Source organism: Kitasatospora sp. NPDC001683, assembly GCF_053596495.1.
Window position 1 is genome coordinate 36,037 of record NZ_JBSFGK010000062.1, and the last position, 10,030, is coordinate 46,066.

The 10,030-nt window shown below is 70.5% G+C and carries 10 protein-coding genes; 3 read left to right on the top strand and 7 right to left on the bottom strand.

Features of this window, described 5'->3' with window-relative positions:
• Positions 1–13 precede the first annotated feature (13 nt).
• From ACWCYO_RS28200 to ACWCYO_RS28225, 6 genes are all read right to left on the bottom strand, one after another.
• On the bottom strand, positions 14–1,273 hold the full coding sequence (locus tag ACWCYO_RS28200) for a cysteine desulfurase (protein ID WP_449785761.1): 1,260 nt from the start codon (positions 1,271–1,273) through the stop codon (positions 14–16).
• The gene (gene sufC, locus ACWCYO_RS28205; protein ID WP_030055937.1) at positions 1,270–2,034 is read right to left on the bottom strand and encodes a Fe-S cluster assembly ATPase SufC; all 765 of its coding nucleotides are present in this window, start codon (positions 2,032–2,034) and stop codon (positions 1,270–1,272) included. The genes ACWCYO_RS28200 and sufC overlap by 4 nt, the downstream gene beginning before the upstream one ends.
• A 6-nt stretch (positions 2,035–2,040) precedes the next feature.
• Positions 2,041–2,358 carry a bifunctional 3-phenylpropionate/cinnamic acid dioxygenase ferredoxin subunit gene (locus ACWCYO_RS28210; protein WP_270143278.1) on the bottom strand — a complete coding sequence of 106 codons (318 nt, stop codon included), beginning with the start codon at positions 2,356–2,358 and terminating at the stop codon, positions 2,041–2,043.
• Positions 2,359–2,363: 5 nt separating this feature from the next.
• A complete protein-coding gene (gene sufD, locus ACWCYO_RS28215) occupies positions 2,364–3,596 on the bottom strand; it encodes a Fe-S cluster assembly protein SufD (RefSeq protein WP_270143280.1) in 1,233 nt (410 codons plus the stop codon).
• A 63-nt stretch (positions 3,597–3,659) separates the two neighbouring features.
• The gene (gene sufB, locus ACWCYO_RS28220; protein ID WP_270143282.1) at positions 3,660–5,075 is read right to left on the bottom strand and encodes a Fe-S cluster assembly protein SufB; all 1,416 of its coding nucleotides are present in this window, start codon (positions 5,073–5,075) and stop codon (positions 3,660–3,662) included.
• Between the two features lie 9 nt (positions 5,076–5,084).
• A complete protein-coding gene (locus ACWCYO_RS28225) occupies positions 5,085–5,927 on the bottom strand; it encodes a helix-turn-helix transcriptional regulator (RefSeq protein WP_270143284.1) in 843 nt (280 codons plus the stop codon).
• A 164-nt stretch (positions 5,928–6,091) separates the two neighbouring features.
• On the opposite strand from ACWCYO_RS28225, the gene ACWCYO_RS28230 reads away from it, so the two are divergent.
• Entirely contained in the window at positions 6,092–7,021 is a 930-nt protein-coding gene (locus ACWCYO_RS28230; RefSeq protein ID WP_270143285.1) for an ABC transporter ATP-binding protein, read from the top strand.
• Positions 7,022–7,062: 41 nt separating this feature from the next.
• Positions 7,063–7,782, top strand: a complete 720-nt coding sequence (locus ACWCYO_RS28235; RefSeq protein ID WP_270150935.1) for an ABC transporter permease — start codon at positions 7,063–7,065, stop codon at positions 7,780–7,782.
• Positions 7,783–7,851: 69 nt separating this feature from the next.
• Here the strand turns inward: ACWCYO_RS28235 and ACWCYO_RS28240 are convergent, their stop codons facing one another.
• On the bottom strand, positions 7,852–8,532 hold the full coding sequence (locus tag ACWCYO_RS28240) for an LAETG motif-containing sortase-dependent surface protein (RefSeq protein ID WP_449785762.1): 681 nt from the start codon (positions 8,530–8,532) through the stop codon (positions 7,852–7,854).
• Between the two features lie 394 nt (positions 8,533–8,926).
• Between ACWCYO_RS28240 and ACWCYO_RS28245 the strand changes: the two genes are divergently transcribed.
• Positions 8,927–9,907: a COX15/CtaA family protein gene (locus ACWCYO_RS28245; RefSeq protein ID WP_449785764.1), complete on the top strand. Its 981-nt coding sequence runs from the start codon at positions 8,927–8,929 to the stop codon at positions 9,905–9,907.
• Positions 9,908–10,030: the final 123 nt, after the last annotated feature.

Consider the following 10,030-nt stretch of genomic DNA (forward strand, 5'->3'; position numbering starts at 1 on the left):
CTGCCCCGTCCCGTCAGCCGAAGAAGTTCCGGACGTGGTGCAGGCCGTCGATCAGCGCGTCGACCTCGCCCGGCGTCGAGTACAGGTAGAACGACGCCCGCGTGGTCGCCGGAATTCCGTACCGCAGGCAGACCGGCCGCGCGCAGTGGTGCCCGACGCGCACGGCGATGCCCTGCTCGTCCAGCACCTGGCCCACGTCGTGCGGGTGGATGTCGCCCAGGGTGAAGGAGATCGCGGCGCCGCGGTCCACGGCCGTGCGCGGACCGATGATCCGCAGGTCCGGGACCTCCAGCAGGCGCTCCACCGCGTACTCGGTGATCGTGTGCTCGTGCGCGGCGATCTTGTCCATGCCGATCGCCGACAGGTAGTCGATGGCCGCGCCCAGCCCGACCGCCTGGGCGATCGGCGGGGTGCCGGCCTCGAACTTGTGCGGCGCCGGGGCGTAGGTGGACGAGCCCATGGTGACGGTCTCGATCATCTCGCCGCCGCCGAGGAACGGCGGGAGGTCCTCCAGCAGCTCCTGGCGGCCCCAGAGCACGCCGATGCCGGTCGGGGCCAGCATCTTGTGGCCGGTGAAGGCGACGAAGTCGGCCTCCAGCGCCTGCACGTCCAGCACCATGTGCGGCGCGGCCTGCGAGGCGTCGATGACGACCAGCGCGCCGACCGCCTGGGCCCGGCGGACGATCGTCTCGACCGGGTTGATCGTGCCCAGCAGGTTGGAGACCAGGGTGAAGGAGACCACCTTGGTCTTCTCGGTGATCAGCTCGTCGATGTTCGACAGGTCGAGCCGGCCCTCGTCGGTCAGCCCGAACCACTTGAGCTTCGCACCGGTGCGCTGCGACAGCAGCTGCCACGGGACGATGTTGGAGTGGTGCTCCATCTCCGTGATCACGATCTCGGAGTCGGCGTCGACCTTGTACGGCTCGTCGGCCCAACCGAGCATGTTGGCCACGAGGTTGAGCGACTCCGAGGCGTTCTTGGTGAAGATCACCTCGTTGCGGCTCGGCGCGTTGACGAAGGCCGCGACCTTGTCGCGGGCGCCCTCGTACATCGCCGTGGCCTCCTCGGCGAGCACGTGCACGCCGCGGTGGACGTTGGCGTTGTGCCGCTCGTAGTAGGCGTTCAGCGCCTCGAGCACCTGACGCGGCTTCTGCGAGGTCGCCGCGTTGTCCAGGTAGACCAGCGGCTTCTCCTCGTGCAGCAGGCGCTGCAGGACGGGGAAGTCCTTGCGGATCGCGTCGGTGTCGAGCAGGCCGGTAAGGGTATGGGTCACTCGGACGCGCCGCCCTTCACATACGACTCGTAGCCCTCTTCCTCCAGCTTGTCGGCCAGCTCGGCACCGCCGGACTCGACGATGCGGCCGCCCGCGAAGACGTGGACGTAGTCGGGCTTGATGTACCGCAGGATGCGGGTGTAGTGGGTCACCAGCAGGGTGCCGACCTCGCCGGTCGAGCGGACCCGGTTGATGCCCTCGGAGACGATCCGCAGCGCGTCGACGTCCAGGCCGGAGTCGGTCTCGTCGAGGATCGCGATCTTCGGCTTGAGCAGCTCCAGCTGGAGGATCTCGTGGCGCTTCTTCTCACCGCCGGAGAAGCCCTCGTTGACGTTGCGCTCGGCGAAGGCCGGGTCCATCTGCAGGGCGGCCATCGCCTCCTTGACCTCCTTCACCCACAGCCGCAGCTTGGGGGCCTCGCCGCGGACGGCGGTGGCGGCGGTGCGCAGGAAGTTGCTGACCGAGACGCCCGGGACCTCGACCGGGTACTGCATGGCCAGGAAGACACCGGCCTTGGCGCGCTCGTCGACGGACATCTCCAGGACGTCCTCGCCGTCCAGCAGCACCGAGCCGCCGGTGACGGTGTACTTGGGGTGGCCCGCCAGCGAGTAGGCCAGGGTGGACTTGCCGGAGCCGTTCGGACCCATGATGGCGTGGGTCTCGCCCTGCTTCACGGTCAGGTCGACGCCCTTCAGGATCTCGCGCGGGCCGTTCTCGGCCTCGACGGAGACGTGCAGGTCGCGGATTTCAAGGGTAGCCATGTGTACTCAGGACTCCTGGTTGACGGAGACGAGCACATCGTCCCCTTCGATCTTTACGGGGTAGACAGCGACCGGCTTGGTGGCGGGCAGGCCGGAGGGCTTGCCGGTGCGCAGGTCGAAGCTGGAGCCGTGCAGCCAGCACTCGATCATGCAGTCCTCGACCTCACCCTCGGAGAGCGAGACGTTCGCGTGCGAGCAGGTGTCGTTGATCGCGAACACCCCCTCTTCGGTGCGGACGATCGAGACCGGCACGCCGTTGAGGTCCACGCGCTTGGGCACGTCCTCCTGGAGGTCGCTCAGCGCGCAGGCACGGAGGAAGCTCATGGGGATCAGACCGCCGCTTCCAGCTCGGCTTCGATCTTCTCCATGAGCTGCTCCTGGACCTCGGCCACGCCGATCTGCTGGAGCAGCTCGGCGAAGAAGCCGCGGACCACCAGGCGGCGGGCCTCGTCGGCCGGGATGCCGCGGGCCATCAGGTAGAACAGCTGCTCGTCGTCGAAGCGGCCGGTCGCCGAGGCGTGGCCGGCGCCGACGATCTCGCCGGTCTCGATCTCCAGGTTCGGGATCGAGTCGACCCGGGCGCCGTCGGTGAGCACCAGGTTCCGGTTGAGCTCGTAGGTGTCGGTGCCGAGCGCGGCGGCACGGATCAGCACGTCGCCGACCCAGACCGCGTGGGCGTCCTGGCCCTGCAGCGCGCCCTTGTACGCCACGTTCGACCGGCAGTGCGGCGTGTCGTGGTCGATGATCAGGCGGTGCTCGAGGTGCTGGCCGGCGTCGGCGAAGTACAGGCCGAACAGCTCGGCCTCGCCGCCGGGGCCGGCGTAGTTGACCCGCGGGTGCAGGCGGACCAGGTCGCCGCCGAAGGTGACGACCACGGACTTGAACGAGGCGTCCCGGCCGACCAGCGCGTTGTGCTGGGCGACGTGGACGGCGTCCCGCTCCCAGTCCTGCACGGAGACGAAGGTGAGCTTGGCGCCGTCGCCGACCAGGAGCTCGACGTTGGCGGCCCGGGTGCCGGTGCCCGCGTGGTTGAGCACCACGACGGCCTCGGCGAACGGCTTGACGTCGATCACCACGTGGGCGAAGCGGACCCCGCCCTCGGCGCTCACGTCGATCTTGACCGGCTCGGTCAGCACCGCGTCCTTGGGGACGGTGACCACGAGCGCCTGCTCGAAGGCGCTGAAGGCCTGCGCGGCGACCCGGTCGACCGGCGTGCCGGCCTTGCCCAGGCGGGCGTCGTCGCGGCCGACGGTCTCGGCGGTGACGCCGTCCGGCAGGGTGAACTCGACCTTGTCCTCGCCACGCTCGGAGGCGGCGGCGGTGCCGTCGTGCAGCCCGCCGAGGCGGTGCAGCGGGGTGAACCGCCAGTCCTCCTCGCGGCCGTGCGGCACCGGGAAGTCGTTCACGTCGAAGGACGGCTTGACCGCGACGCGCGCGTCGATCGGCTGCTGGACCCCGGTCCGGCCGGTGCCGGGGCCGGCGAGCTGCGCGCCCGCGCCGGCGGTGCCGACCTCGATCGAACCGGCGGTGGTGGAGCCGGTGGTGTTCTGGACGTCAGCCATGGCTGTCGTAGTGCTCTCTTCCTCGAAAAGCTCGAAAAGTCGGTGGGCGGTGGCGGCCGGGGGTCAGCCGACCGCGCCCTCCATCTGCAGCTCGATCAGCCGGTTGAGCTCCAGCGCGTACTCCATCGGCAGCTCGCGCGCGATCGGCTCGACGAAGCCGCGGACGATCATCGCCATCGCCTCGGTCTCGGTCAGGCCACGGCTCATCAGGTAGAACAGCTGGTCCTCGCTGACCTTGGAGACGGTCGCCTCGTGGCCCATGGACACGTCGTCCTCGCGGACGTCCACGTACGGGTAGGTGTCCGAGCGCGAGACGGTGTCGACCAGCAGCGCGTCGCACAGCACGTTGGACTTGGCGCCGTGCGAGCCCTCGCCGATCTCGATCAGACCGCGGTAGGAGGTCCGGCCGCCGCCGCGCGCCACCGACTTGGAGACGATGTGCGAGGAGGTGTTCGGCGCCATGTGCACCATCTTGGCGCCGGCGTCCTGGTGCTGGCCCTCGCCCGCGAAGGCGATCGACAGGGTCTCGCCCTTGGCGTGCTCGCCCATCAGGTAGACGGCCGGGTACTTCATGGTGACCTTGGAACCGATGTTGCCGTCGATCCACTCCATGGTCGCGCCCTCGTACGCCACGGCGCGCTTGGTGACCAGGTTGTAGACGTTGTTCGACCAGTTCTGGATGGTCGTGTAGCGGCAGCGGCCGCCCTTCTTGACGATGATCTCGACGACCGCCGAGTGCAGCGAGTCGGAGGAGTAGATCGGCGCGGTGCAGCCCTCGACGTAGTGGACGTAGGCGTCCTCGTCGACGATGATCAGCGTCCGCTCGAACTGGCCCATGTTCTCGGTGTTGATCCGGAAGTAGGCCTGAAGCGGGATGTCGACGTGCACGCCCTTCGGCACGTAGATGAACGAACCGCCGGACCACACGGCCGTGTTCAGCGCGGCGAACTTGTTGTCGCCGGCCGGGATGACGGTGCCGAAGTACTCCTTGAACAGCTCCGGGTGCTCGCGCAGCGCGGTGTCGGTGTCCAGGAAGACGACGCCCTGCTCCTCCAGGTCCTCGCGGATCTGGTGGTAGACGACCTCGGACTCGTACTGGGCGGCGACACCGGCGACCAGGCGCTGCTTCTCCGCCTCCGGGATGCCCAGCTTGTCGTAGGTCGCCTTGATGTCCGCGGGCAGGTCCTCCCAGGACTCGGCCTGCTTCTCGGTGGAGCGGACGAAGTACTTGATGTTGTCGAAGTCGATGCCGGAGAGGTCGGAGCCCCAGGTCGGCATGGGCTTCTTGCCGAACAGCTTCAGGCCCTTGAGCCGGAGGTTCAGCATCCACTCGGACTCGTTCTTCTTCGCGGAGATGTCGCGCACGACCTCCTCGCTGAGCCCGCGCTTGGCCGCGGCACCGGCGGTGTCCGGGTCGGCCCAGCCGTACTCGTAATTGCCCAGGCCCTCGAGCTCCGGGTGCGAAACGGTGTCAGTCATGCGAGCTTCCTAACGCGCGGACGCAGAATCTTCGGTGGACGTACCGGCAGTCGGCACTGCATCGGAGCCGTGGCCCGCGGGGCGCTGGGCGGGCGACGATGCGGCACCGGGTGCCGGCACATAGGTGGTGCAGACCCCGTCGCCGTGGGCGATGGTGGCCAGCCGTTGCACATGGGTGCCCAGGAGCTGGGAGAAGACCTCGGTCTCCGCCTCGCAGAGCTGCGGGAACTGCTCGGCGATGTGCGCGACCGGGCAGTGGTGCTGGCAGAGCTGGGCGCCCGCCGGGGCCTTGGCCACGGCCGACGGGACACGCCGCACCGTGGCAGCGTACCCGTCCGCGCTCAGCGCCTCGGCGAGGGCCTCCGGGCGCTCCCGGGCCTCGGCCCGCCGCAGGGTCTCCCGGTACCTCTCGCCCTGCTTGCCGAACCGGGCGCGGGCGAAGGCGGCGACCGCCTCCTCGCCCGCCTTGCCGCCGCCCACCGAGTCCGAGATCCAGCGCAGCGCGTCGGCCGCGAGCTGGTCGTAGGCCTGGTAGAAGGCGTCCCGGCCGCCGTCGGTGAGAGCGAAGACCTTGGCCGGACGGCCCCGGCCACGGCTGCCGTAGACCCGCTGCTCGCGGGACTCGACCAGGCCGGCGGCGGCCAGTCCGTCCAGGTGACGGCGGACGGCGGCGGCGGTGAGGCCGAGCCGGTTCGCCAGGTCGGCGGCGGAGGAGGGGCCGTGGTCCAGGATCGACCGGGCGACCCGGTCCCGGGTGGCCCGGTGGCCCTCCAGCAGCACCTCGGCCGCCGTCACGGGCACGTCGCAGTGGGAGGCCGTCTCGGCCTCCTGCTGCTCGGCGTGCTCGCGCATGTTTTTCACAACACCAGTGTTGCGTAATTACTTCCGCAAGGACAAGCCGTGACGCAGGCCTCACCGGTGGCTTCTGTCACGCAGGCAAGCCTTACCTGACCAGCGAAAACGATCACCAAGGCCGGTGTCCGGCCGGTCCGTTCGGTCCTCTTACACTCGCCGGTATGAACCCCGTACCCGCGGTAGAGATCGCCGGGCTGGTCAAGCGCTACGGCGACAAAGCCGCGGTGGACGGCCTCGACCTCACCATCGCACGCGGCGCGATCACCGCCGTACTCGGCCCCAACGGCGCCGGCAAGACCACCACCATCGAGACCTGCGAGGGCTACCGCCGCCCCGACGCCGGCACCGTCCGCGTCCTCGGGCTCGACCCGGTCACCCAGAGCGCCGCGCTGCGCCCCCGGATCGGCGTCATGCTCCAGTCCGGCGGCGTCTACGCGGGCGCGCGCGCCGTCGAGATGCTGCGGCACACCGCCAAACTGCACGCCCACCCGCTGGACGTGGACGCCCTGGTCGAGCGCCTCGGCCTCGGCTCCTGCGGCCGCACCACCTACCGCCGGCTCTCCGGCGGCCAGCAGCAGCGGCTCGCCCTGGCGATGGCCGTGGTCGGCCGCCCCGAACTGGTCTTCCTCGACGAGCCCACCGCCGGCCTCGACCCGCAGGCCCGCCGCGCCACCTGGGAACTGGTCCGCGACCTGCGCCGGGACGGCGTCACCGTGGTGGTCACCACCCACCACATGGACGAGGCCGAGCAGCTCGCCGACCACGTCGCCATCGTCGACCGCGGCAGGGTCATCGCCGGCGGCACCACCGAGGAGCTGTGCCGCGGCGGCGCCGAGGACGCCCTGCGGTTCGACGGCCCGCCCGGACTCGACCTCGGCCCGCTGCTCAAGGAACTGCCCCCGGGCGCCACCGCCGCCGAGACCGCCCCCGGCAACTACCGCGTCGCGGCGCCCGTCGACCCCAGCAGGCTGCTGGCCACCGTCACCGGCTGGTGCGCGGCCTCCGGCATCCTGCCCGAACGGCTGTCCGTGCAGCGCCGCAGCCTCGAAGACGTCTTCCTCGACCTGACCGGACGGGAGCTCCGCTCGTGAGTACCTACGCCCCGAAGCCGGGAGCCGCTCCGGTCGGCCGGATGCTGCTCGCCCAGACCGCCTTCGAGACCAGGATGCTGCTGCGCAACGGCGAGCAGCTACTGCTCACCGTGGTCATCCCGACCGTGCTGCTGGTGCTGTTCTCCGCTGTGGACGTCGTCGCGGTGGAGGGCCCCGGCAAGCGGGTCGACTTCCTGGCGCCCGGCCTGCTCGCACTGGCCGTGATGTCCACCGCCTTCACCGGGCAGGCCATCGCCACCGGCTTCGAGCGCCGCTACGGCGTGCTCAAGCGGCTCGGCGCCAGCCCGCTGCCGCGCTGGACGCTGCTGACCGCCAAGACCGGCTGCGTGCTGGTCACCGAGGTGCTCCAGGTCGCCCTGCTGTCGGTGATCGCGCTGGCGCTCGGCTGGTCCCCGCACGGCAACCCTCTGGCCGTCGCCGCGCTGCTGGTGCTCGGCACCGCCGCCTTCTCCGGGCTCGGCCTGCTGATGGCCGGCACCCTGAAGGCCGAGGCCACGCTGGCCGCCGCCAACCTGGTGTTCATCCTGCTGCTGCTGGCCGGCGGGGTGATCGTGCCGCTCAGCAAGTTCCCCGGCGCGGTGCGGTCGGTGCTGGAGTTGCTGCCGATCTCGGCGCTCTCCGACGGCCTGCGCTCGGTGCTCCAGCACGGCACCGGTGTGCCGTGGTCGGACCTCGGCATCCTGGCGGGCTGGGCCGTCCTGGGGCTGGCGGCGGCCGCCCGGTTCTTCCGCTGGGAGTAGCCGCCGCATCGACGCGCGACGCCCCCCGGCCTCAGCTGGCCGGGGGGCGTCGCGCGTTCCGGGCACACGTCAGCCCTGGCTGCCGCCGCGCCGCTTGCGGGCGAGCAGCACCAGCGCGCCGCCGACCAGCACCACGCCGCCGCCGACCGCCGCGATCATCGGCGTCGCGTCGCTGCTACCGGTCTGGGCGAGCGCCGGGGCGCTGGTGGCGGGGGCCGGGGCGGGGGCGGCGGGGGTCTGGCTGGGGGTCGGGGTCGCCGACGGGGTCCTGGTCGGGGTGGGCGTCGCCGACGGAGTCATGGTCGGCGTCGGAGTGGGGGTCGGGGTGGGGGTCTTGGTGGGGGTGGGGGTGGGGGTGGGTGTCGGGGTCGGGGTGTGGCACGGCGCGATGGTCTTGGTCTCGTCGACGTTCCAGCCCTTCTCGGCCGGGGTCTCGGTGGTCTTGACCACCAGGTGCGCCGTCACCGGGGCGTCGTGGTCCTTCACCGGGAAGGTGCCGTGGAACTCCGCCGGGAACTCCTTGGCGTCCAGGACCTTCTCGTCGCCGACGGTGAGGCTGACGGTGTTCTTCACGTCGGGCTTGGGGCTGTAGTTGATCAGATCGATCACGACCTTGTCGCAGGTCACCGACCAAGTCGGCACGTGCGCCGAGGCGTTGGTGGCCAGCGCCAGGGGCAGGAGGAATCCGGCCGCCGCCGTGCCGGCGAGTGCCGTCGCACCGATCCGAACGTGCCGCTGCTGTCGCGCCATTACGCTGTTCCCCTCCGAACGGTCTTGCGCAGCAGGCGCGTTGAAGTGGTTCGCGGTGGCCCGCCACGGCATGTCCGGGGGACTCTACCGGCACTCCCGCACCTCGCCACACCCCGCCGTACGACCGGATTTCGTCTGTCGGTCCATTCCCGGATGTGCTTGACCAGTCCATCACAGCCGCCACCTGGCAGAACGCGGATTCGGCGAAGTTGAATGAACTTCGTCACTTCAGGAACGTGATGGCGCCTCCGATGATCAGATTCGATCACCGGGGGCGCCATCGCGATCAGGCCTTCCTGGCCGCCTTGCGCCGGGCCGCCACCACGACCCCGCTTTGCTCTCTCGGCACCGCACCCCGCGCCCCGCCCCAAGATCGCCCGTAAGGCCGCCTACGATTGACCGCGTGCTGAACCCCTTCTCCCTGCTCGCCGAGCGCTGGCAGCCCTCCGCCGCGATGGTCCGGCGCGCCACGTTCGCCGCGCTGGTGATGAGCGTGGTGATCGTCGTCACCGGCGGCGCCGTCCGCCTCACCGCCTCCGGCCTCGGCTGTACGACCTGGCCCCGCTGCACCGCCGAGAGCCTGACGCCCACGGCGGAGATGGGCTTCCACGGCATCGTCGAGTTCACCAACCGGATGCTCACCTACGTGCTGAGCGCGGCCGTCGGCTGGGCGATCCTGGCCGCCCGCTGCCACCGCCCGTGGCGGCGCAGCATGACGAAGCTCGGCTGGGCCCAGTTCTGGCTGGTGATGAGCAACGCCGTGCTCGGCGGCATCACCGTGCTGACCGGCCTCAACCCCTACACCGTCGCGGGACACATGATCGCCGCGATGGCCCTGGTCTGGGTCGCCCTGCTGATGTGGGAGCGCAGCAAGGAGGGCGACGGCCCGGCCAGGCTTTCGGTGGCCCGCCCGATCCACCAGCTCTCCTACGTCCTGGTCACGGTCGTCGGCCTGCTGGTCGCCGCCGGCACTTTGGTCACCGGCGCCGGGCACCACCCGGGTACGCCCCAGGACAACAAGATCGTCCCCCGCATCCCGATCGACTACGACAGGTTGGCCCAGTTCCACGCCGACTTCGCCTTCATCTCGGTCGGCCTGACCATCGCACTGATCTTCGTCTTCGCCGCGATCAAGGCCCCGCAAGCGGCCAAGTCCCGCACCAAGGAACTCCTCGCGGTCCTGCTCCTCCAGGGCGTCCTCGGCTTCATCCAGTACTTCACGGACGCCCCCGAGCTCATGGTCGGTCTCCACATGCTCGGCGCCACGCTGACGTGGAGCGCCGCCCTCCGCATCCCCCTCGCCCTCCGCGTACGCGAGGTCGAAGCCGCCCCCGAGCAGCTGCCCGCGCAGACCCCACAAGCTGCCACCGTCTGACCCTCGTCGAAGGCCCCCCTCAGCTCAGCTTCGGTTCTAACGGTCCTCGCAACACCCGCGATCTGCGGGAGTTGCGAGGACCGTGGGCGTTGAGCGTGATCTTGCCGGGTTGCGGGAGCGTTT

Excerpts from the sequence above, each read along its gene's own strand:
- sufC (WP_030055937.1), bottom strand. The coding sequence starts at position 2,034 with ATGGCTACCCTTGAAATCCGCGACCTGCACGTCTCCGTCGAGGCCGAG.
- ACWCYO_RS28210 (WP_270143278.1), bottom strand. The coding sequence starts at position 2,358 with ATGAGCTTCCTCCGTGCCTGCGCGCTGAGCGACCTCCAGGAGGACGTG.
- sufD (WP_270143280.1), bottom strand. The coding sequence starts at position 3,596 with ATGGCTGACGTCCAGAACACCACCGGCTCCACCACCGCCGGTTCGATC.
- sufB (WP_270143282.1), bottom strand. The coding sequence starts at position 5,075 with ATGACTGACACCGTTTCGCACCCGGAGCTCGAGGGCCTGGGCAATTAC.
- ACWCYO_RS28225 (WP_270143284.1), bottom strand. The coding sequence starts at position 5,927 with ATGCGCGAGCACGCCGAGCAGCAGGAGGCCGAGACGGCCTCCCACTGC.
- ACWCYO_RS28230 (WP_270143285.1), top strand. The coding sequence starts at position 6,092 with ATGAACCCCGTACCCGCGGTAGAGATCGCCGGGCTGGTCAAGCGCTAC.
- ACWCYO_RS28235 (WP_270150935.1), top strand. The coding sequence starts at position 7,063 with ATGCTGCTCGCCCAGACCGCCTTCGAGACCAGGATGCTGCTGCGCAAC.
- ACWCYO_RS28240 (WP_449785762.1), bottom strand. The coding sequence starts at position 8,532 with ATGGCGCGACAGCAGCGGCACGTTCGGATCGGTGCGACGGCACTCGCC.